Consider the following 20,986-nt stretch of genomic DNA (forward strand, 5'->3'; position numbering starts at 1 on the left):
AAGGGCCCGGTCCAGGAAGGGAGCCCCGCCATGCCGAAGCCCGTCGTCCTTTGCATCCTCGACGGCTGGGGCCTGCGCGAGGACTCCTTCGCCAACGCCCCCGCGCTGGCGCAGACGCCGACCTACGACCGGCTGATGGCGACCTGCCCGCACGCGCAGCTCCGGACCCATGGGCCCGACGCGGGCCTGCCCTCGGGCCAGATGGGCAATTCGGAGGTCGGCCACACCAACATCGGCGCGGGCCGGGTCGTGGCCATGGACCTCGGGCAGATCGACCTCGCCATCGAGGAGGGGTCCTTCGCAAAGAACGAGATGCTGGGGACCTTCATCGCCACGCTCCGGCAGTCGGGCGGCACGGCGCATCTGATGGGCGTGGTCTCGGACGGCGGCGTGCACGGCCATATCGACCACATCCTCGAAGCCGCGCGGGTGATCGCCGGCGCCGGCGTCCCCGTCTCCATCCACGCCATCACCGACGGCCGCGACGTGGCCCCGACCTCGGCCAAGGACTTCGTGGCCGAGCTGGAGGCCAAGCTGCCCGAGGGCGCGCGCGTCGCCACGGTGATCGGGCGCTACTACGCGATGGACCGCGACAACCGCTGGGAGCGGGTGAAGAAGGCCTATGACGCCATGCTCCACGCCCAAGGCACCCGCGCCCGCGACGCGGCCACGGCGGTGGAGCTGGCCACCCAGCGCGGCGAGACGGACGAGTTCATTGAGGCCTCGGTGCTGGACGGCCACGAAGGGATCGGGCCGCGGGACGGGCTCTTCTGCCTCAACTTCCGCGCTGACCGCGCGCGAGAGATCCTGGCCGCCCTCGCCGACCCGGACTTCGCGGGCTGGGACCGGGGGCCCGCGCCCACGCTCGCCGCGCGGCTGGGAATGGTGACCTACTCGGACCGGCACGACGCCTGGTATCCGCAGGTCTTCCCCAGGCGCGACATCCGCAACACGTTGGGCGAATGGGTCGCCTCCAAGGGCCTGCGCCAGTTCCGGCTGGCCGAGACCGAGAAATATCCGCACGTCACCTTCTTCCTGAACGGTGGCGTCGAGACGCCCTTCCCCGGCGAGGACCGGCACATGCCTCCTTCGCCGAAGGTGGCGACCTACGACCTCCAGCCCGAGATGTCGGCCGGGGAGGTGACGGAGCACTTCGTCCGAGCGGTCGAGCAGGGCTATGACCTGATCGTGACCAACTACGCCAACCCCGACATGGTGGGTCACACCGGGGACCTGTCGGCCGCGATCAAGGCCTGCGAGGCGGTGGACCGGGGCCTGTCGCGCGTCGTCGAGGCGCTGGAGAAGGCCGGGGGCGCCATGGTCGTCACCGCCGACCACGGCAACTGCGAGCTGATGGTGGACCCTGCGACGGGCGGCCCCCACACGGCCCACACCACGAACCCCGTGCCGGTGATCCTCGTGGGTGGGCCCGAGGGCGCCACCCTGCGCGACGGGCGCCTCGCGGACCTCGCGCCCACGGTGCTCGACCTCATGGGGCTGGACCTGCCGCCCGAGATGACCGGCCGGAGCCTCATCCAGCGATGAGGCGGGCGCTCCTGCTCCTTCTGCTTCTCGCGGGGCCGCTGGCCGCGCAGGAGGCCGGCACCGCCGAGGCCGCCCAAGCGGCCGCGGCCCGGCTGCGCGAGGCGGCGGCGCTCATGGACCGCGCCGAAGGGGCGCAGGACCGGCTCGCCGCCTTCACCGCGACCGTGAAGGCCTACGAGGACGGCCTCGCGCTCATGCGCGACACGCTGCGCCGGGTCGCGGTGGAACGGGACCGGCTCCAGGCCGAGCTCGACGCCGGCTCGGGCGAGGTCGCCCGCCTGCTGGGCGTGCTGCAGTCCATGGGGCAGGCCCCCGAGCCCGTGCTGATGCTGCACCCGCAGGGCCCGCTGGGCACCGCCCGCGCGGGCATGCTGATCGCGGACGTGACCCCGGCGCTCCAGGCCGAGGCCGAGGCGCTGAAGGCCCGGCTGGAGGCGCTGGGCGCCATCGAGCGCACGCAGGCCGAGGCCGAGGGCACGCTGCGCGAGGGGCTGGAGAACGTGCAGGAAGCGCGCGCGGCTTTGGCCGCCGCCGCCGCCGATCGGACCGAGCTGCCCCGCGCCTACACCGAGGACCCGGTGGCCACCGCGCTCCTGATGGCCTCGACCGACTCGCTCGACGCCTTCGCGGACGGGCTCGGGGAAACGGTGGACCAGGAACTGGCCCCCTCCCCCGTCGCCAGCGGGACGGGAAGCCTGCCCCTGCCCGTCCCGGGCGCCGTCCTGCGCCGCCCGGGCGAGCCCGACGCCGCCGGCGTGGCCCGCCCCGGCCTCGTGATCGCCGCCGAGCCGCGCGCGCTGGTCACCGTGCCGGTGGCGGCGACCCTGCGCTTCCGCGGGCCGCTTCTCGATTACGGGACCGTCGCCATCCTGGAGCCCGCGCCGGGCACGCTCTTCGTGGTCGCGGGCCTCGCGCAGGTCTTTGGCGACGCGGGCGAGATCCTGCCCGCGGGCGCGCCCCTGGGCCTGATGGGCGGAGAGACGCCGGACGCCCACGCGATGTTGACCGGGGCCGTACCCGCAGGGGCTAGTGCCCGCACGGAAACCCTTTACCTTGAGGTCCGAGACGCCGAGGGTCCCGTGGACCCCGGCACCTGGTTCCGGCTCGACTGAGAGGGCATCCATGAAGAAGCTGGCGTTCGCCGCCGTCGGAGGGGCCGCGCTGGGCCTCGTGGTCACCACGCAGGTCGCGGGGCCGCTCCTCGCTCAAGGGACCGAGCAGGAGCGGAGCATCTACGAGCAGCTCGATCTCTTCGGCGACATCTTCGAGCGTATCCGCGCCGACTATGTCGAGGAGGTGGACGAGCAGGACCTGATCGAGGCCGCCATCAACGGGATGCTCACCTCGCTCGACCCGCATTCGAGCTATCTGTCGCCCGACGACGCCGAAAAGATGCGCGTGCAGACGCGCGGCGAGTTCGGGGGCCTGGGCATCGAGGTCACGCAGGAGGAGGGCTGGGTCAAGGTCGTCTCGCCCATGGACGGCACGCCCGCCGACCAGGCCGGGATCCTGGCCAACGACTACATCACCGCCGTGGACGGCCAGTCGGTCCTGGGCCTCACGCTCGACGAGGCGGTGGAAATGATGCGCGGCCCCGTGGGGTCCGAGATCGTGCTGACCATCGTGCGCCAGACCGAGGACGAGACCCCGGCCGAGCCCTTCGACGTCACGCTGGTGCGCGACACGATCAAGCTCCAGGCCGTGCGCGCCCGGACCGAGGGCAAGACCGTTGTGCTGCGCGTGACCACCTTCAACGACCAGACCTTCCCCGGCCTGTCGCAGGGCCTGGCCGAGCAGGTCGAGGCCGCGGGTGGCATGGGCAACGTCAACGGCGTGGTGCTCGACTTGCGCAACAACCCCGGCGGGCTTCTGGACCAGGCGATCTACGTCGCGGACGCCTTCCTCGACGCGGGCGAGATCGTGTCCACCCGCAGCCGCCACGCCGAGGATGGCGAGCGCTTCAACGCCACGCCCGGCGACCTGTCGGACGGCCTGCCCATGGTCGTGCTCATCAACGGCGGCTCGGCCTCGGCCTCCGAGATCGTGGCGGGCGCGCTGCAGGACCACGACCGCGCGGTGGTCGTCGGCACCCAGAGTTTCGGCAAGGGCTCGGTGCAGACGGTGATGCCGCTCGCGGGCGACGGGGCCATGCGGCTGACCACGGCGCGCTACTACACGCCCTCGGGCCGGTCGATCCAGGCGCTGGGCATCTCGCCCGACATCATCGTGGCCCAGCCCCAGCCCGCCGTCGCGGCCGAGATCGCCGACGAGCAGGCCAGCGAGGCGCCCACGCCCCCGCGCGAGATCCACGAGGGCGACCTGCGGGGCGCCCTGACCAACGACTCGCTCACCGACGAGGAGCGGACGCAGGTCGAGGACGAGATCGCCCGCGCCGAGGCCGCCGCCAAGCTGCGCGAGGAGGACTACCAGCTCGCCTACGCCATCGACATCCTCAAGGGGCTGTCGGCGCTGGGCCCGGTGGCGACGCCATCCCGACTGCAGGCCGCCGAGGCGCAGACCGGGACGTCGGAGACCGCCGAGCCGTGACGCCCGAAAGCTACCGCCCCTGCGTGGGCGTCATCCTGCGGAACGCAGAGGGCCGGGTCTTCGCCGGCCGTCGCAACGACCTGACGTCCGACGATCCCGCCGCCTGGCAGATGCCCCAAGGCGGCGTGGACGCCGGCGAGGACCTCGTGACGGCCGCGCTGCGCGAGTTGGAAGAGGAGACGGGCATCCCGTCGGCGCTGGTGCGGGTCGAGGCGGTCGCGCCCGTCCCCACCGCCTACGACATCCCCGAGGCGATGCGCCCGGCCCACTGGAAGGGGCGCTATCGGGGGCAGGCAATCACCTGGGTGCGGATGCTTTACCTGGGAACGGACGCGCAGGTGGGCATCGCCACCGCGCATCCCGAGTTCGCCGACTGGCGCTGGGACGATCCCGCGCGACTGGCGGCGCACATCGTCCCCTTCAAGCGCGAAGCCTATCGCGCCGCGCTGGCCTTCCTGAACGAGCCCGCCTGAGCCCCAAGCGGGCCGCCTGCGTCAGCGCAGCGCCGCCAGCACCGAGGGCGCGGCGAAGCCCGTGGGCGCGAGGCCGCGCGACGTCTGGAAGTCGCGGATCGCCTGGATCGTGCGCGGGCCCACGTTGCCATCCGTGCCTCCGGTGTCGAAGCCCAGGGCCGTCAGCCGCTCCTGCAGCGCCACCCGCTCGGGAAGCGTGAGCGGCCGCTCGGAGGAAAAGATCCCGGCCAGCGGCGGACGCCCCTTGAGCCGGTCCGCGAGGTGTCCGACCGCGATCGCGTAGGCGTCCGAGTTGTTGTAGCGCTTGATGACGTCGAAGTTGCCGTAGACGCGGAACGCGGGCGCCCCTTCGGGCTGGATCACCCGCCCGCCCGATCCCTCGGAGGCGAGGCTGCCCCACGACTCCCCCCGCCGCCAGCCGGAGCGTGCAAGGTAGTTCGCCGTGGAGGCCAGCGCGTCCGACGGGTCCTCGCCCCAGATGTCGCGCCGCCCGTCGCCGGTGAAGTCCACGGCGAGCGATTCGAACGAGGTCGGGATGAACTGCGTGTGCCCCATGGCTCCGGCCCAGGACCCTTTCATCGCCTGCGGGGTGGTGTCCCCGGCCGCGAGGATGCGCAGCGCCGAAAGGAGCTGGCTTTCGAAGAACTGCGCGCGCCGCCCCTCGAAGGCCAGCGTCGAGAGCGCGGGAACCACCGGCACGTCGCCCTTGCGCGTGCCGTAGGAGGACTCCATGCCCCAGACCGCCACGACCACCTCGCGGTCCACGCCGTAGGTCGCCTCGATGCGGGCGAGCGCGTCGGCGTGGCGGGCGAGCGCGGCCCGGCCGTTCTCCACCCGGCTGTCCGACACGGCGGTCAGGAGGTAGTCCGGCAGGCTGCGCTTGAACTCGGCCTGGTTGCGGTCGCGCTCGATCACGGCGGGGATGAAGCCGCCCTGCGCAAAGGCCGCCTGGAGCGTCGCGTCGGGAATGCCCGCGCTGCGCGCGCGGGGCAGGAAGTTCAGGACCCAGGCGTCATAGGCCGGGTTCGGGACGCTGGCCCATTCGTTCACCGCCGGCTGCGCCATCGTCCCCTGCCCTCCGCGCGAAAATCCTCCGCCGCAGGCGGCCAGCGCCAGCGCCGCCGCCCCTGCCAGAAGAAGTCGAGCCCGTCGCTGTGCCATGCTGCCCCCGCCTCGGCGTGTTGTTGGGACCGGAGGCTAGCGGCCCGCGCGCCCGCGCGGAAGGTGGATCGGGCGGCGGTTTCCCCTTCGTCACTTCCGCCGGCGGGTGACCTTGCGCTCCTTGGCGGCGCGCGCCTTCTCCTGCCCGAGCCTGCGGCGCGGAGGGGCGCCCCGGGTGCCGGTCCTGCGGCCGCGCGGCAGGGCATGGTCTTCCAGCGTCAGTAGTTCCAGGAGGATGCCCCCCGTCTCGGGTGTCACCTCGGCCAGCTTGACCGTCACCCGGCTGCCCACGGCGAAGACCACGCCCGAGCTGCCGCCCGTCAGCGTCTGCTCGCGGTGATCGTAGTGGAAGTATTCCTCGCCGATGGACCGCACCGGCACCAGCCCGTCCGCCCCCGATTCGTCCAGCTTCACGAAGAGCCCGAACTTCGCCACGCCCGAGATGCGCCCGGCCATCTCGGCCCCGACGCGGTCGGCGAGGAAGGCGGCGAGATAGCGGTCCTGCGTGTCGCGCTCGGCCATCATCGAGCGCCGCTCGGCGGCCGAGATCAGCTCGCCCGTCTCGTCCAGCCGGTCGATGTCGGCGTCTGAGAGCCCGTCGCGGCGCGTGTCCGGTCCCCAGCGATGCGCGGCGATCAGCGCGCGGTGCACGATCAGGTCGGCGTAGCGCCGGATGGGCGAGGTGAAGTGGGCGTAGTTGCGCAGCGCGAGCCCGAAATGCCCGAAGTTGGTGGCGGCGTAGTAGGCCGCGGGCATCGACCGCAGCGTCGCCATGTTGATGAGCTCGGCCTGGTCCGTCCCCGCCGCCTGCGCGAGCAGCCGGTTGAGGTGCCGGGTCTGCAGCACCTGCCCCTTGGCGAGCGAAAGGCCCGAGGCCTCGACGATCTCGCGCAGGCTGTTCAGCTTCTCCGGGTCCGGCTCCTCGTGGACGCGGAAGAGGAGCGGCGTGCGCTTGGCGATCAGCGTCTCGGCGGCGGCGACGTTGGCCAGCACCATGAACTCCTCGATGAGCCGGTGCGCGTCGAGCCGGTCCTTGAAGGCGACCGAGGTCACCTTGCCCCGCTCGTCAAGCACGATCCGCCGCTCGGGCAGGTCGAGGTCCAGGGGGGCCCGCTGCTCGCGCGCGCGGCGCAGCGCCTCGTAGGCGCCGTAAAGGGGCTTCAGGACCGTCTCCAGCAGAGGCGCGGTCTGCTCGTCCGGCTGCCCGTCGATGGCCGCCTGCACCCGCCCGTAGGCGAGCGACGCCCGCGAGCGCATGAGCCCGCGCGTGAAGGCGTGGTCGAGCTTGCGCCCGTCCCGGTCGATCCGCATCCGCACCGCGACCACCGCGCGGTCGACGTTCTCGTGCAGTGAGCAGAGGTCGCCCGATAGCCGGTCGGGCAGCATCGGCACCACCCGGTCGGGAAAGTAGGTCGAGTTGCCGCGCAGCCGCGCCTCGGTGTCGAGCGGGCTCTGCGGGCGCACGTAGTAGGCCACGTCGGCGATGGCGACCCAGAGGACGAAGCCCCCCGCGTTGGCCGGGTCGATGTCCGGGATCGCCAGCACGGCGTCGTCGCGGTCGCGCGCGTCCTCGGGGTCGATGGTGAGAAGGTCGAGATGGCGCAGGTCCTCGCGCCCCTCCAGCCCGGCCGGTTCGGCGGCCTCGGCCTCCTCCAGCACGCGGTCAGGGAAGACGTCGGGGATGCCGTGCTGGTGGATGGCGATGAGGCTGACCGCGCGCGGGCCCGCCGGGTCGCCCAGCACCTCGGTCACGCGCGCATTGGGGAGCCCCAGCCGCCCCTTGGGCCCGACCTGCTCGGCCTCGACCAGCTCGCCGTCCTCGGCGCCGTTCTCCTGGCCGGCGCTCACCACCCACTGCTTGGCCTCGCCCTTGTCGATGGGCAGGATCCGGCCGCCGTGGCTGTCGCGCTTGAAGATGCCCAGCAGGCGGGCGGGCGCGGCGGCGATGCGGCGGATGGGGCGGGCGACGAACGGATGATCCTCGCCCGGCGTCTCGTCGATGCGGGCGAGCAGCCGGTCGCGCGGGCCCAGGGCCCCGTCCGCCGGGCGCGCCTCGACCCGGATCACGGGGGGCGGGCCATCGCCGCGCCAGTCCACGGGACGGGCCAGAAGATCGCCGCCCCGGTCGGGCCCGGTGATCTCGACCACGGTGACGGGGGGCATCCCGGCTGCCTCGGGCTCGCGCCGGCGCTTGCGGCCGGGCAGCTCGCCCTCGGCCTCCATGTTCTTGAGCAGCGCCTTGAAGTCGATCTTCGCCGCGCCCCGGATGCCGAAGGCCTTGGCGATGTCGCGCTTTGTGGCCTCGGGGTTGTCCTCGATCCATTGGAGGATCGCGTCCTTGGTGGGAAATTCTGCCATGATGGGCGTAGCTAGCGCGCCCGGCCCCCGGCGTCACGGGCTCACAGCGTCCGCGTCATGTCCCTGTGCGGAATTCCCGCGTCGTCGTAGACCGGCCCCTCGGCCACGAAGCCCAGGGCCTCGTAGAAGGGGATCGCGTGGACCTGGCTGCCGAGCCTGGCGCGGGCCAGTCCCAAGCCCCGCAGCTCCTCGACCGCCTGCCGGATCAGGGCCGCGCCGATGCCCCGGCCCCGCGCCTCCTTCAGCACGCAGACCCGCCCGATCTTGCCGATGTCGCCCTTGGCGAAGAGCCGCGCCGTCCCCACGGGTCGCCCGTCGAGCGTGGCCAGCAGATGCACCGCCTCGCCGTCCAATCCGTCGATCTCAAGGTCCTCAGGGACCGCCTGCTCCTCGATGAAGACCACCCGCCGGAGCCGCAGGCAGGCGTCGAGGTCCGTCGTCCGCGCGACCGCGATCATGCGAAATAGTCCTCCAGCACGCGCTGGTAGACGCGCGACAGGTCTCCGACCTGCGCCGCCTCGACCCGCTCGTCCACCTGATGCATCGTCGGCCCCACAAGGCCCAGCTCCACCACCGGGCAATGCGCCTTGACGAAGCGCGCGTCCGAGGTGCCGCCCGTCGTGGACATCGCGGGCCGCCGCCCCGTCTCGGCCTCGACGGCGCGGCTCACCAGTTCGGACAGGAGGCCGGGCGGGGTCAGGAAGGCCTCGCCCGAGACGCGCAGGGTCAGCTCGACGCTTACCTCGAACTCGGTTGCGACCTTCGCGGCCCCCTCGCGCAGCCAAGCCTCCAGCGAGGCGCCCGTGTGAAGGTCGTTGAAGCGGATGTTGAGCGTGGCCCGCGTCTCGGCCGGGATCACGTTCGAGGCGGGGTTGCCGGTGTCCATCGTCACCACCGCGAGAGTCGAGGGGCCGAAATGCTTCGTCCCCTCGTCCAGCTGATGCGACGACAGCCGGTCCACCAGCCGCGCCAGTGCCGGCACCGGGTTGCGCGCCCGCTCGGGATAGGCCGAATGGCCTTGCACCCCCGTCACCGTCACATGGGCGGTGAGCGACCCGCGCCGCCCGATCTTCATAGTGTCGCAGAGCTGCTCGACCGAGGTGGGCTCGCCCACGAGGCAGACCGACATGGCCTCGCCCTGCTCTTCCATCCAGTCGAGGAGCGCCACGGTGCCGTCCGTCGCGTCCCCCTCCTCGTCGCCGGTGACGGTCAGAACGATGGCCCCGTCGGCCGGAAGGCGCGGCGCGACCTCCACGGCCGCCGCGACGAAGGCCGCGACGCCCGACTTCATATCGGCGGCGCCCCGCCCCCAGAGCATCCCGCCCCGGATCTCGCCCGAGAACGGGTCGGCGCTCCAGCGCGCGGGATCGCCCGGCGGCACCACGTCGGTGTGCCCGTTGAAGCCGAAGCTGCGCGCCGCGCCCCGAGGCCCGATCCGGGCAAAGAGGTTGGGCGTGCCGTTGCGGTCCACGCGGGTGCAGGCGAAGCCGCTGGCAGTCAGCACGCGCTCCAGCAGCACCAGCGCGCCGCCCTCCTCGGGCGTGACCGAGGGGCAGCGGATCAGGTCGGCGGCAAGGGTCAGGGCGTCGGGCATGGGGTCCTCCGTCGCGGGCGCGGGCCTCGGGTCAGTGGCCCGGCGGGATCATTTCTCGTCGTAGAAGGGCGTCATCTGCGCCACGATCACCGCGTTGTCGTCGAGCGCCTGCTGCATCAGCCCCCGCTCCTCCTCGTCGATGTCGTGGCCCTCGGCCAGCCGCTCCTCCAGCGTGCCGTAGCCCGACACGTCGAGGGGGGCGAGTCCTGCCTCCTTGAGCACGGCCACCGTCTCGCGCACTGCCTCGGCCTCGTCCACGCCCGAGGCGTAGCAGAGGAGCGCGCCGCCCGTGGCGCCCTCGGGCAGGCCGTCGTCGGCCTTGCGCCCGACCTCCACGAGAAGGGTGAAGACCTGCTGCGGGCGCTTGGGCTTGTCCTCGTCGGCCATGTCGGCTCCTTTCGCCCGCCTTACAGGCGGCATGCCTCGTAGATGCGGCCCAGGTCGCCGCCCCACTCGCCCTCGTAGGCTGCGAGAAGGTCGTCGGCCACGACCCGGCCGCGCTCCACATGATCCCAGAGCGGTGCGAGGAAGGGCCTCTCGTCGGGAATGCCGCGATCGGCACGGGCCCGCAGGCCCTCCTCGGCCAGCCCCAGCGCCGCGCGCGCCAGATCGAGGAGCCGCACGCCCCCCGCCTCGCCCTGGAGCGCCCGTTCCGAGGCCGCGACCCGCAGCCCCTCGCGCGTTCCGGCGTCGAGCCCTTTCACAAGATCCCAGGCTGCGTCCAGCGCGCCGCCGTCGTAGAGAAGCCCCGCCCAGAAGGCCGGGAGCGCCAGAGCGTGGGCCCGGTCGCCCATGTCGGCGCCGCGCATCTCGATGTACTGCTTCACACGCGCCTCGGGGAAGACGGTGGTCATGTGGTCGGCCCAGTCCGACAGCGTCGGCACCTCGCCGGGCAGTGCCGGGAGCTTTCCTTTCAGGAAGTCGCGGAAGGACATCCCCAGCGCGTCGACGTAGGCGCCGTCGCGGTAGACGAAGTACATGGGCACATCCAGCACCCAGTCCACGTAGCGCTCAAAGCCCATGCCTTCCTCGAAGGCGAAGGGCAGCATCCCGGTGCGGGAATCGTCGAGCCCCCGCCAGATCCGCGACCGCCAGCTCCGGTGCCCGTTGGGCTTGCCCTCGAAGAAGGGCGACGAGGCGAAGAGCGCCGTGGCCACGGGCTGAAGCGCGAGGCTCACCCGCAGCTTCTTCACCATGTCGGCCTCGGAGCCGAAGTCGAGGTTCGCCTGCACGGTGCAGGTGCGGTACATCATCTGCGTGCCGTGGGTGCCCACGCGGCCCATGTAGGCCGTCATCAGCTTGTAGCGCCCCTTGGGCATCACCGGCATCTGGTCGTGCGTCCATTCGGGCGCCGCGCCGACGCCCAGGAAGCCCACGCCCAGGGGCCCGGCGATCTCGCGCACCTCGGCGAAGTGCGAATCCAGCTCGGCCGCCGTCTCGTGGATGTGGGACAAGGGCGCGCCGGAGAGCTCCAGCTGCCCGCCGGGCTCCAGCGAGACGTTGGCCTTGCCCTTCTTGAGGCCGATCACCGCGTCGCCCTCGCGCACCGGCTCCCAGCCCCGGGCCGCGAGCCCGTCGAGCACCGCGCGCACCGAGCGCGGCCCCTCGTAGGGCAGCGGCGCGCAGCTGTCCGTGAGGAAGCCGAACTTCTCGTGCTCGGTTCCGATCCGCCACTGGTCCGCGGGCTTGCAGCCCTTCTCCAGATACTCGGCGAGCTGCTCCGGCCGCTCGATGGGGCCGCCGCCGGACTGGGGAATGGACATGAAGGGGCCCCTCGCTCTTCTTGTGCGGCCCGACAGGTGCCGCGCGCATCGGCCGGAGTCAATCGCAACGGCCCGCACGGCGCCTCTTCGCTCCTGCGCAGAAAGCGTTTGAAGCAGATCGCATCTCCGGGCAACCCTGACGCAGACCTTCCTCACGCCACGGGAAACCGATGCCGCCTGACCTGCCGCCCCTCGTCACCTCCCTCGCCGAGGCGCGCGAGGCCACCCTCGCCTTCGAGCCCGAGCTGCGCCGCTCGCCCGCGCTGGCGGGCCGCCTCGCCTATGCCCGCGCCTGGATCGCGGTGAAGGCCGAGGGAGAATGGCGCTACGCCTTCTCGCGCTGGGCGGGGTTCCGGGGCCTTGACGCGGCGAGCTATCTCGCCGTCAGCGAGCGGCTGGACGGGCGCAAGTCGGACGCCGCGCTCGCCGCCTGGTTCGCGCCCGTGCAGGACCCCAAGCGGCAGGCCAAGCACCTGCGTCGCCTGCGCGAGATGTTCCTGCGCCACGGCCAGACCCAGCCGCCCAACGCCCGCACCCGCGTCCTCGAGATCGCGGTGGTGGAGGCGGGGCAGGAGAAGGCCGAGGACAAAGCGCTCGTCGATCTTCTGGTGGCCGTCTACCGGGGCTTGCCGATCCCGGCGCAGGCCGCCTTCCGCAGGAAGATCGGGCAGTAGGCCCTAGCGCAGCCGCCGGACCTCGGGCCGGGGCAGGACCACGACGTTGGGGGCGCGCCAGAGCGTCACGGGCGGCCCCTCCGTCCGCTCCAGAGCCGAGAGCATGGCCTCGGGTCGGAGCCCCGGCAGGGCCGTGAACAGGTCGAAGAGCGCCTCGGACCCCTGCGCGGTCGTCGGCACGGCCAGCACCTCGCCCCGGAGCCCGGTCAGCAGCCAGCGCCCCGCCCCCGGGTCGAGGTCCAGCCGCGCGAGATTGTCGAGGTCCATCGTGCCTCCGTCGAGCGGCCCCCAGTAGACGAGCCGCCGCTCGTCCACCTGCACAAACCCCGGCCCGCCCTGGCTGCGGGAAAAGCGCCATCGCTGCACGCCCGTCCAGACGAGGCCGAGACCCGCGAGCCCGAGCGCCCCGGCCACCCAGCGCGTGATCCCGAAGGTCGACAGCCCGAGCCATAGCGCGAGCAGGACGATGGCCATCCCCGCTATCGCCTCGCGGCCGCGCCAGAGCGCATCGCGGATCTCGGGGCGCAGGAGATCAGCCACCGGGCACCTCCTGCGGCGCAGCGAGGAGAAGGAGCCGGAATCTCCCGACCTCCCGGAACCCCAGCGCCCGATAGGCCTGGGCGGCAAAGGGATTTGCGGTGAAGAGGATCGCCCGTTCCACGCCCTCGGCTCGCGCCTCGGCTAGATGCAGCGCGACGGCGGCCCGCGCGAGGCCCCGGCGCCTCAGCTCGGGTGGGGTCCAGACGGCGCCGACCTGCACGATCCCCGGCAGCCGCGCGTTGAAGCCGGTCATGGCGACCGGTCGGCCGCCGCGCAGCAGCACGCGTTGGCTGCCCGCCGCAAGCCAGGCCGCCACGTCGGCCTCGGCCTGCGCCTCGGACTCTTCGCCCGCCCCCAAGGCCTCGCGCTCACTCGCCGCGCGCCAGCGCACCAGAAGGTCGCGCGGTGCGGCCGAGAGAGGCGCGAGCATCAGCCCTTCGGTCGCCGGCATCGTCAGGTCGGAGAGGTCCAGCGACAGGAGCGCCTCCTCGCGGTCGAGTTGCACCGGGGCCCCGGGCGGGAGCAGCGTCGCCCGCAGGGCCGCGACCTGCCTGCTTTCCCCGACGGCGCCGATGATGCGCCGCCCTGCGAGGGCCGTGGCCGCCGCGCCGGCCAGCGCGGGCGGGATCTGCGGCAGGACCATGCCGCTGCCCGCCAGGCCCAGCACGGCCTCCAGGGGCTCGCCCGCACCCCAGAAGCGCATCGCGTGCCGGTGGCCGCCCGACATCCCGTGCCGGACGAGGTTGCCCAGCGGGAACATCGAGGTCTCGACGCGAGACCACAGGACGGCTTCGATCCCGGCGCGGTCGGCCTCGCCCAGCGGCCTCACCGCCAGTCTCCCTCGACCATCTGCCACAGCGCCAGCGCCGCCACCGCCGCCGTGTCCGCCCGCAGGATGCGCGGGCCCAGCCGGATGGGCCGCGCGAAGGGCAGCGCGCGCAGCCGCGCCCGCTCCGCATCGGAAAAGCCCCCCTCGGGCCCGATCAGCACCGCGCCGGGACTACCCGACCACGCGGGCAGCGAGGCCTCGGCCGCGGCCAGCGTCTCGTCGCAGAACCAGAGCGTCCGGGCCACGTCCCATCCGGCCAGCACGTCCCCGAGCCGCGCTATCTCGTCCACCTCGGGCACGAAGACGCCGCCGCACTGCTCGGCCGCCTCCACGGCATGGGCGCGCAGGCGGTCGGCGCGGACGCGCTCGCTGTTCGTGAACTCGGTCTGGACGGGCCGGATGCGGCGGCAGCCCATCTCGGCCGCCTTCTCCACGATGAAGTCCGTCCGCGCCTTCTTGATCGGCGCGAAGAGGAGCCACAGGTCCGGCGGCATCGCCTGGGGCCGGGTCTGCTCCCGCGCCACCAGCCGCCCGGCGCGCTTGCCCGCCTCGGCGACCTCGGCCTCCCATTCGCCGTCGCGGCCGTTGAAGACCGACAGCCGCGCGCCGAGCCCCAGCCGCATCACCCCGAAGAGATAATGCGCCTGGTCGGCACCCAGAGGCACGGGCTGCCCTTCGGCGAGCGGATGGTCTAGGAACAGGCGGACTTTGGACATGGGACGAACCCTATGAGCGACGCGACCCGGACGCCAGAGGCGGGCACGGTGCCCGACGCGCCCCCCGCGAACTGGGTGGACAGCTATGCCCCCGCCGCCTGGCGCCCCTACCTGCGCCTGAGCCGCGCCGACCGGCCCATCGGCACCTGGCTCCTCCTGCTCCCCTGCTGGTGGGGCCTCGGGCTCGCGCTGGTGGCCACGGGCCGCGCGCCCTCGGCCCACGATCTCTGGATCGCGCTCGCCTGCGCGATGGGCGCCGTGCTGATGCGGGGGGCGGGCTGCACTTGGAACGACGTCGCCGACCGCGACATCGACGGGCAGGTGGCCCGGACCCGTGCGCGGCCGATCCCATCCGGGCAGGTCACGGTTCGGCAGGCGCTCCTGTGGCTCGCGGCGCAATGCGCGGTCGCGCTCCTGATCCTGCTCACGCTGCCGCCCGTCGCCATCGCGCTGGGATTCCTGAGCCTCGTCCCCGTGGCGCTCTACCCCTTCGCCAAGCGCGTGACCTGGTGGCCGCAGGCGGTGCTGGGGGTGGCCTTCAACTGGGGCGCGCTCCTCGCCTATGCGGCGCACGCGGGCGCGGTCGAGGCGCCGGCCGTGCTGGCTTGGGCGGCCGGGATCATGTGGACGCTGTTCTACGACACGATCTACGCCCACCAGGACGCGGACGACGACGCGCTGATCGGCGTGAAGTCCACCGCCCGGCTTTTCGGGGACGACACGCCAACTTGGCTACGCCGCTTCCTCGTGGCCACCGTCTCGCTCCTCGGCTTCGCCGCGATCCTTGCGGGCGTGGAGGGGTCGCCCCTCGCGCTCGCCGTCGCGCTGGGCGGCCCCTGGGCGATGGGCTGGCACCTCACCTGGCAACTCCGCCGCTTCGATCCCGAGGACGGGCCGGGGCTGCTGCGGCTCTTCCGCTCCAACCGCGACGCGGGGCTGATCCCGGCCCTGGCCTTCGCGCTCGCCGCCCTTCTCTGAGCCGCGGCTTTCCGCCGCCTCGCGGGGGCGTTGGTTGTGGAGCGGCGGGGGCAGGCCTAAGGGTGGCTCGCCCGCCACAGCCACGAAAAATCGACCATGAAGCTCTCGCCCCCGCTCCTTGCCGTCCTTGCCTTCGTCGCGGCCGGCGGCCTGTCGGCGGTGGCCGCCCAGGCCCTCGCCCGCCTCGTCGAGGACCGCTCGGTCGAGGCCGTGGCCGAGCGCCTGAAGGTCGAGGGCCACGACTGGGCCGCCGTGCTGGGCGACGGGCTCCAGATCGTCCTCGAAGGCGAGGCCCCGACCGAGGCCACCCGCTTCGAGGCCATCGCCGTCGCGGGGTCGGTCGTGGACGCGAGCCGGGTCATCGACAACCTCCACGTGGCCGACGCCGTCCCCCTCGCGCCCCCGGATTTCGCGCTGGAGATCCTGCGCAACGACGCGGGCGTGTCGCTGATCGGCCTGATCCCCGCCGACACCGACCGGGACCGGCTGACCCGCGACGCGGCCCAGGCCGCGAGCGACGAGACGCCGTCCGACCTGCTGGAGACCGCCGACCATCCGGTGCCCGAAGGATGGGACCCCGCGTTGGCCTATGCGCTCGACGCCCTGGAGCTCCTGCCGCAGGCCAAGATCTCGGTCGCGGCGGGCCGCGTTTCCATCGACGCCATCGCCGACACGCCCGAGGCGCAGCGCCAGCTCGAGTCCCGCCTCGCCGAAACGGTTCCCGAGGGCGTCCGCCTCGCGCTGGCCATCGAGGCGCCTCGGCCGGTCATCACCCCCTTCACGCTTCGCGCGACCCTGGAGGATGGCACGCTCCGCTTCGACGCCTGCTCGGCCGACACGGTGGAGGCGCGCGCCGCGATCCTCGCCGCCGCCCTGGGCGCGGGCTCCGAGGGCCCGGTGGACTGCCGCCTGGGGCTCGGCGCGCCCAGCCCCGAATGGGGAGAGGCCGCCGCCGCGGGCCTTTCGGCCCTGCGCGACATCGGGGCCGGCACGCTCACCCTCTCGGACGCCGACGTGGCGCTGGTGGCGCCCCCCGGCACCGACCCGGCGCTCTTCGACCGCGTCGCGGGCGCCCTGGACGGCGCGCTGCCCGAGGTCTTCTCGCTAGAAGCGCGCACCCCCGAGCCCGTGGCCGACCAGGCGCCCCTGGGGCCGCCCGAGTTCACCGCGACGCTGCTGCCGGACGGCACGCTGCGGCTCATGGGACCCATCGAGGACGCGCGCATGAACGGCCTTGCCCGCGCCTTCGCCCAGGCCCGCTTCGGGGCCGAGGACGTCGTGGTGGCCACCCGGCCCGGCACCCGCGACCTGCCCGCCGGCTGGGCCATGCGGGTGCTCGCGGGGATCGAGGCACTGGCGCCCCTGGCGGAAGGAGAGGCCATCGTCACCCCGGATGCGATCCGCGTCGAGGGGCGCACCGGCCACACGGCGGCCCGCGACGAGATCGCCGCCCGCGCCATCGAGACCCTGGGCCCGGACGCCGCGCTCTCGATCGAGGTCGCCTACGACGAGGCGCTCGACCCGCTCGCGGCGCTGCCCACGCCCGAGGAATGCCTGGCCAAGATCACCGCCGTCACCGACGCGGCCAAGATCACCTTCGATCCCGGCGCGGCCACCATCTCGGCCGAAGGCGAGCCGGTGATCGAGGCCATCGCCGAGATCCTGCGGAACTGTCCCGACCTGCCGCTGCGGATCGCGGGCTACACCGATAGCCAGGGGCGCGAATCGTCGAACCTCGCCCTCAGCCAGTCGCGCGCCGAGGCGGTGCTGGCGGCCCTGCGCGCCGAGCGCGTTCCTGTCGCGGGGTTCGAGGCGCAGGGCTTCGGCGAGGCCGACCCCATCGCCTCGAACGAGACCGAGGCGGGGCGCGAGGTCAACCGGCGCATCGAGTTCTCGCTGATCGGCGCCGCGGCCTCCGTCCCCGCCGCCGACTTCATCGGCCCCCTGCCGGTGCTGCCGCACGACATGGCCGCGCAGCCGATGCGGGAGGCCCCCGGCGCGCCGCCCGCCCGGCCCGAGGACCTTGCGCCCGCCGCCGCGCCGTCCGAGGAAGACGCGACCGACTAGGGCCGCGACGGGGACAGGGCACGTGAACCGCACCGAATTCATCATCGCCACGGCGGTCATCCTGTTTGCGGCCTTTTCGCTGGGCTGGTTCGCCGGCTGGCTCGTGAACCGCCTCACCCGCGTGAGCCGCGCCGACATTGGCGAGCTCGACCGGATGGCCCAGGCGCTCCATGACGCCGAGGAGACGCGCGATCAGGCGCTGGTCCTGCTCGCCACCCGCGAGACCGAGATGGAGAACCTCCTGCACCAGAGGGAGGCCGAGCTTCGGGCCGCCATGGACGGCCTGCGCGACGCCCGCGCCGAGACCGAGAGCCTGCGCGACTGGATCGAGAGGAACCACCGCCGATGAGGCCGCCGGGGGCTCCGCTCCCCCGGCAGGTTCGGGGCCGGAAACCGGACGCTACTCCGCGCCCCTCGGCCGCAGTCCCGGCAACCCCTGCACCTGCGCCGCCGCCTGGCGGATCAGGGCGAGGCCCTTGGCCGCCCGGTCGGGGATCAGCGGCATCTCGGGCGTGGCGATGCGCTCCACCCGGACGGGGGTGAGGTGCAGGATGCGCTTGGGCCGCGCCGCGCCCGTGGCAACCAAGTGCAGCGCCGCGTCGGCGAAGCCCGCCTCGCCGGGGGCGAGCGTGCGCGCCGGCCCCTCGATGCGCCAGCCGTGGCGCCCCGTCTCGTCCAAGAAGCCCGCCACCGCCCAGGGGTTGAGCCGCAGGTTCCGCGCGGTGGCCGGCGACAGCGTGTCCGCCAGCACCACGGCCTCGGCTCCCAGCGTGGCCCAGGCGTCCCGCGCGCCCATGTGGGGCCGTCCCCGCGCATCCGCCGTGGCGAACCAGCAGCTTCCCGCGCGGCGCAGGTCGTCCAGAACCGGATCGGTGAGTCTCATGACCGTTTCCCTCCCGGCACGGAATGATGCCCTAGGGGAAACGGTTCAGGCAAGCCCCTCATGCCGCGGCGCGGCGGCGCGGCGCAGGCGGTCGTTGATCGCCTGTCCCAGCCCTGTCTCGGGGATGGGCGCCACCGCGATTCGGTCCGCCCCCATCGCATCCAGCCGGTGCAGGCAGCCGAAGAGGTTCGCCGCCGCCTCCTGCAGGTCGCCCGAGGCCGAGAGGGTCAGCTCCCCTGCGACCGCCCCGAAACCCAGCATCACCTCACCCGGCTCGGGCGCCAGGGCGTTCAGCCGCACGGCGCCCTGCGGCGCGTAGTGCGAGGCCATCTGCCCCGGCGCCGCGACCCGTGCGGGATCAGTGTCCCACGCGATCCGCTGCCCCAGCGCCTCCTCCAGCGCCTCGACCGGCAGGCCGCCCGCGCGCAGGAGGCGCGGCGCGGGGTCGAGCGCCAGGATCGTCGACTCCACGCCCACCGGGCAGGGCCCGCCGTCCAGCACTGCCGCGATGCGCCCCGACAGCCCCGCCATCACATGATCGGCCGTCGTGGGCGACACCCGCCCCGAAGGGTTGGCCGAGGGCGCGGCCAAGGGCCGCCCAACCTCGCGCAGGAGATGCCGGGCCAGGGGATGCGCCGGGGCCCGCAGCGCCACCGTGGGCAGCCCCGCCTGCACGAGCGGCGAGATCCCCGCCTCTTCCCGTGCCCGCAGCACCAGCGTGAGAGGCCCCGGCCAGAAGGCCGTCATCAGGTCGGCCGCCCGGTCCGGCACCTCGGCGATCCGTGCCGCGGCCTCGGCGTCCGGCACATGGACGATAAGCGGGTTGAACGACGGCCGTCCCTTGGCGGCGTAGATCCCCGCCACCGCCCGCCCGTCGCCCGCATCGGCCCCCAGCCCATAGACCGTCTCGGTCGGGAAGGCGACCAGGCGGCCCTCCCGCAGCAGCCGCGCGGCCGCGCGCAGCCCCCCAGCGTCGGGGGGCAGCCGTTGCGTCGTAACGTCCTGCGGGGGCGTGGCGGTCATGACGTGGCGTTCCGTTTTGAGGCCGTTTCCTGCCCCTCTAGGCTCGGTCATGCGCCTTGCCTAGCCCGGTCCGAGGTCCATTCATGCCCTACCGCTCGCCCCTGTCCGAGCTGCGCTTCCATCTCGACCATGTCGCGGGCGTCCAGCGGCTCGGCCAGACAGCCCGCTTCGCCGAGGCCACGCCCGACACCGTGGAGGCGGTCCTCACCGAGGCCGCGCGGCTCTGCGACGACGTGCTGGCGCCCCTCAACCGCGCGGGCGACCTTCACCCGGCGCGGCTGGAGAACGGCGTGGTCCGCACCAGCCCCGGCTTTGATGCGGGCTATCGCGCCATAGCAGACGGCGGCTGGATCGGGCTCGCGGCCGATCCCCGCTGGGGGGGCGCGGGGCTGCCGCTCACGCTCGCGACCGCCGTGAACGACATGATGTCGGGGGCCTGCCTTGCGCTGCAACTGAACCCGCTGATGACGCAGGGCCAGATCGAGGCGCTCCAGCACCACGCCTCCCCCGATCTCCAGGCCCTCTACCTGCCCAGGCTCGTCTCGGGCGAATGGTCCGGCACCATGAACCTCACCGAGGCGCAGGCGGGCTCGGACGTGGGCGCCCTGCGCGCGCGCGCCGAGCCTCTGGGCGACGGCACCTACGCCATCACCGGCGAGAAGATCTACATCACCTGGGCCGACAACGACTTCACCGGCAACGTCGTCCACATGGTGCTGGCGCGCCTGCCCGACGGGGCGCCCGGCACCAAGGGGATCTCGCTCTTCCTCGTGCCGAAGTTCCTGCCCGACGGGCAGGGCCGCCCCGGCGAGCGCAACGCGCTGCGCCCCCTCAAGCTGGAGCACAAGCTCGGCCTCCACGGCTCGCCCACCGCCGTCATGGCCTACGAGGGCGCAAAGGGCTGGCTGGTCGGCCCCCCGCATGGCGGGATGGCGGCCATGTTCACCATGATGAACAACGCCCGCCTCGGCGTGGGGGTGCAGGGCATCGGCGTGGCCGAGGCCGCCTTCCAGCAGGCGCTCGACTGGGCCACCACGCGCAGGCAGGGCCGGACCGACGGCTCGGGCGCCATCGTGGAGCATGCCGACGTGCGCCGGATGCTCGCCCATATGAAGGCCGACACCTTCGCCGCCCGCGCCATCGCGCTCGACTGCGCGGTCGCGCTCGACATGGCCCAGGCCACCGGGGATGCCCAGTGGGCCGCCCGCGCCGCGTTCCTCACGCCCATCGCCAAGGCCTTCGGCACCGACGTGGGACACGAGGTCGCAGACCTCGGCATCCAGGTGCACGGCGGCATGGGCTTCATCGAGGAGACAGGGGCCGCCCAGTTTGCCCGCGACGTGCGCGTGACCCGCATCTACGAAGGGACGAACGGCATCCAGGCGCTCGACCTCGTGGGCCGCAAGCTGTCCGACGGAGGCGAGGCCGCGCACCGCCTGATCGACGAGATCGAGAAGACCGCCTCCGAGGCCCGCCTGTCGCATCCCGCGCTGGCCGAGCCGCTCTGGCAGGCCGCCGAATCCCTGCGGGAAGCCACCGACGGGCTCCTGACGCGGCCCGGCGACCGCGCCGCTGGCGCCACGGCCTACCTGCGCGCCTTCGCCCGCATCCTCGGCGCCCGTGCCCACCTGCGAGCCGCCATGGCCGGCGACGGGGGGCGCGCGCGGCTGGCCGCCTTCTACATCCGCCGCCTCCTGCCCGAGCACGCGAGCCTTCTGACCGAGGTGCGCGACGGGGCCGAGGGCGTCCTTGCCGTCACGCCCACCGATCTCTCGGCGTGACGGGGGCGTGACAGCGCCCGGGGGATCGTCTATCCCCCCTCCCGACCGTTTCCG

20 protein-coding genes are annotated in these 20,986 nt (G+C 73.3%); 9 read left to right on the plus strand and 11 right to left on the minus strand.

Translation table 11 applies throughout. From position 1 onward, the window contains the following. Positions 1-30 precede the first annotated feature (30 nt). Genes gpmI through FHG71_RS08230 form a run of 4 tightly spaced genes read left to right on the plus strand, consistent with a single transcriptional unit; the run spans position 31 to position 4,565 of the window. On the plus strand, positions 31-1,545 hold the full coding sequence (gpmI, locus tag FHG71_RS08215; RefSeq protein ID WP_139081147.1) for a 2,3-bisphosphoglycerate-independent phosphoglycerate mutase: 1,515 nt from the start codon (positions 31-33) through the stop codon (positions 1,543-1,545). Continuing rightward, the gene (locus FHG71_RS08220) at positions 1,542-2,657 is read left to right on the plus strand and encodes a murein hydrolase activator EnvC family protein (protein WP_139081148.1); all 1,116 of its coding nucleotides are present in this window, start codon (positions 1,542-1,544) and stop codon (positions 2,655-2,657) included. The genes gpmI and FHG71_RS08220 overlap by 4 nt, the downstream gene beginning before the upstream one ends. A gap of 10 nt (positions 2,658-2,667) precedes the next feature. Next, a complete protein-coding gene (locus tag FHG71_RS08225) occupies positions 2,668-4,092 on the plus strand; it encodes a S41 family peptidase (protein ID WP_139081149.1) in 1,425 nt (474 codons plus the stop codon). Further along, on the plus strand, positions 4,089-4,565 hold the full coding sequence (locus FHG71_RS08230; protein ID WP_139081150.1) for an RNA pyrophosphohydrolase: 477 nt from the start codon (positions 4,089-4,091) through the stop codon (positions 4,563-4,565). Before FHG71_RS08225 ends, FHG71_RS08230 begins: the two co-directional genes overlap by 4 nt. A gap of 21 nt (positions 4,566-4,586) precedes the next feature. On the opposite strand, the gene FHG71_RS08235 is transcribed toward FHG71_RS08230, so the two are convergent. The 6 genes from FHG71_RS08235 to FHG71_RS08260 all read right to left on the minus strand — a co-directional run bounded on the left by FHG71_RS08235 (position 4,587) and on the right by FHG71_RS08260 (position 11,441). After that, a complete protein-coding gene (locus tag FHG71_RS08235; RefSeq protein WP_139081151.1) occupies positions 4,587-5,726 on the minus strand; it encodes a lytic murein transglycosylase in 1,140 nt (379 codons plus the stop codon). Positions 5,727-5,816: 90 nt separating this feature from the next. Next, a complete protein-coding gene (gene rnr / locus FHG71_RS08240; protein ID WP_139081152.1) occupies positions 5,817-8,084 on the minus strand; it encodes a ribonuclease R in 2,268 nt (755 codons plus the stop codon). 41 nt (positions 8,085-8,125) lie between these two features. After that, positions 8,126-8,542, minus strand: a complete 417-nt coding sequence (locus FHG71_RS08245; RefSeq protein ID WP_139081153.1) for a GNAT family N-acetyltransferase — start codon at positions 8,540-8,542, stop codon at positions 8,126-8,128. Next, positions 8,539-9,678, minus strand: coding sequence for a succinyl-diaminopimelate desuccinylase (gene dapE, locus FHG71_RS08250; protein ID WP_139081154.1), 1,140 nt, complete (start codon positions 9,676-9,678; stop codon positions 8,539-8,541). Before dapE ends, FHG71_RS08245 begins: the two co-directional genes overlap by 4 nt. Before the next feature lie 48 nt (positions 9,679-9,726). Further along, complete coding sequence (locus tag FHG71_RS08255) at positions 9,727-10,065, minus strand: hypothetical protein (protein WP_139081155.1); 339 nt, start codon at positions 10,063-10,065, stop codon at positions 9,727-9,729. 20 nt (positions 10,066-10,085) lie between these two features. Further along, complete coding sequence (locus FHG71_RS08260) at positions 10,086-11,441, minus strand: glutamate--cysteine ligase (protein ID WP_139081156.1); 1,356 nt, start codon at positions 11,439-11,441, stop codon at positions 10,086-10,088. A 170-nt stretch (positions 11,442-11,611) separates the two neighbouring features. Here FHG71_RS08260 and FHG71_RS08265 point away from each other — a divergent pair, with 170 nt between their 5' ends. Then, the gene (locus tag FHG71_RS08265; RefSeq protein WP_139081157.1) at positions 11,612-12,115 is read left to right on the plus strand and encodes a hypothetical protein; all 504 of its coding nucleotides are present in this window, start codon (positions 11,612-11,614) and stop codon (positions 12,113-12,115) included. Between the two features lie 3 nt (positions 12,116-12,118). Here the strand turns inward: FHG71_RS08265 and FHG71_RS08270 are convergent, their stop codons facing one another. From FHG71_RS08270 to FHG71_RS08280, 3 genes are read right to left on the minus strand one after another with little or no spacing between them, the layout of a single operon-like run. Then, positions 12,119-12,655 carry a hypothetical protein gene (locus FHG71_RS08270; protein ID WP_139081158.1) on the minus strand — a complete coding sequence of 179 codons (537 nt, stop codon included), beginning with the start codon at positions 12,653-12,655 and terminating at the stop codon, positions 12,119-12,121. Then, the gene (locus tag FHG71_RS08275; protein WP_139081159.1) at positions 12,648-13,484 is read right to left on the minus strand and encodes a GNAT family N-acetyltransferase; all 837 of its coding nucleotides are present in this window, start codon (positions 13,482-13,484) and stop codon (positions 12,648-12,650) included. The genes FHG71_RS08270 and FHG71_RS08275 overlap by 8 nt, the downstream gene beginning before the upstream one ends. Beyond that, a complete protein-coding gene (locus tag FHG71_RS08280; RefSeq protein ID WP_139081160.1) occupies positions 13,481-14,200 on the minus strand; it encodes a 16S rRNA (uracil(1498)-N(3))-methyltransferase in 720 nt (239 codons plus the stop codon). Before FHG71_RS08280 ends, FHG71_RS08275 begins: the two co-directional genes overlap by 4 nt. Before the next feature lie 12 nt (positions 14,201-14,212). On the opposite strand from FHG71_RS08280, the gene ubiA reads away from it, so the two are divergent. The 3 genes from ubiA to FHG71_RS08295 all read left to right on the plus strand — a co-directional run bounded on the left by ubiA (position 14,213) and on the right by FHG71_RS08295 (position 17,594). Next, a complete protein-coding gene (ubiA, locus tag FHG71_RS08285) occupies positions 14,213-15,178 on the plus strand; it encodes a 4-hydroxybenzoate octaprenyltransferase (protein WP_139081161.1) in 966 nt (321 codons plus the stop codon). Positions 15,179-15,274: 96 nt separating this feature from the next. After that, entirely contained in the window at positions 15,275-17,245 is a 1,971-nt protein-coding gene (locus FHG71_RS08290; protein ID WP_139081162.1) for an OmpA family protein, read from the plus strand. A gap of 22 nt (positions 17,246-17,267) precedes the next feature. Next, positions 17,268-17,594, plus strand: coding sequence for a hypothetical protein (locus FHG71_RS08295; protein WP_139081163.1), 327 nt, complete (start codon positions 17,268-17,270; stop codon positions 17,592-17,594). A 51-nt stretch (positions 17,595-17,645) separates the two neighbouring features. Here the strand turns inward: FHG71_RS08295 and FHG71_RS08300 are convergent, their stop codons facing one another. Both FHG71_RS08300 and FHG71_RS08305 read right to left on the minus strand, forming a co-directional pair. Continuing rightward, positions 17,646-18,128 carry a pyridoxamine 5'-phosphate oxidase family protein gene (locus FHG71_RS08300; protein ID WP_139081164.1) on the minus strand — a complete coding sequence of 161 codons (483 nt, stop codon included), beginning with the start codon at positions 18,126-18,128 and terminating at the stop codon, positions 17,646-17,648. Positions 18,129-18,173: 45 nt separating this feature from the next. Continuing rightward, positions 18,174-19,151, minus strand: coding sequence for an L-threonylcarbamoyladenylate synthase (locus FHG71_RS08305; protein ID WP_139081165.1), 978 nt, complete (start codon positions 19,149-19,151; stop codon positions 18,174-18,176). An 83-nt stretch (positions 19,152-19,234) separates the two neighbouring features. Here FHG71_RS08305 and FHG71_RS08310 point away from each other — a divergent pair, with 83 nt between their 5' ends. Continuing rightward, a complete protein-coding gene (locus tag FHG71_RS08310) occupies positions 19,235-20,932 on the plus strand; it encodes an acyl-CoA dehydrogenase (RefSeq protein ID WP_139081166.1) in 1,698 nt (565 codons plus the stop codon). Positions 20,933-20,986: the final 54 nt, after the last annotated feature.

This window comes from Rubellimicrobium roseum (genome assembly GCF_006152145.1).
Taxonomy (GTDB): domain Bacteria; phylum Pseudomonadota; class Alphaproteobacteria; order Rhodobacterales; family Rhodobacteraceae; genus Rubellimicrobium; species Rubellimicrobium roseum.